This window comes from Herbaspirillum sp. C7C2 (genome assembly GCF_022627865.1).
GTDB classification, from domain to species: Bacteria; Pseudomonadota; Gammaproteobacteria; order Burkholderiales; family Burkholderiaceae_D; genus Herbaspirillum; species Herbaspirillum frisingense.
Map to the genome: position 1 here is coordinate 1 of NZ_JABXGI010000065.1, position 350 is coordinate 350.

1 protein-coding gene is annotated in these 350 nt (G+C 66.3%); it reads left to right on the top strand.

Annotated features, from left to right (window positions below; all coding sequences use genetic code 11):
- Nucleotides 1-350 (top strand): branched-chain amino acid ABC transporter permease (locus HWE04_RS24250; RefSeq protein WP_446719259.1); only part of this gene is annotated, 350 nt, incomplete at both ends.

The window sequence follows — 350 nt, forward strand, 5'->3', positions numbered from 1 at the left end:
CTGTTCCTGGTGCTGTGCATCTTCGTGATCTTCTTCTCGGTGCGCCTGCAGGACTCGCGCCTGGGCCGTGCCTGGGTGGCCATCCGCGAAGACGAGATCGCCGCCAAGGCGATGGGCATCAACACCCGCAACGTCAAGCTGCTGGCCTTCGCCATGGGCGCCTCCTTCGGTGGCGTGGCCGGTGCCATGTTCGGCGCCTTCCAGGGTTTTGTGTCGCCGGAATCCTTCTCGCTGACCGAATCCATCGCCGTGCTGGCCATGGTGGTGCTGGGTGGCATCGGTCACATCCCCGGCGTGGTGCTGGGTGGCGTGATCCTGGCCGCGCTGCCGGAAGTGCTGCGCCACGTGGT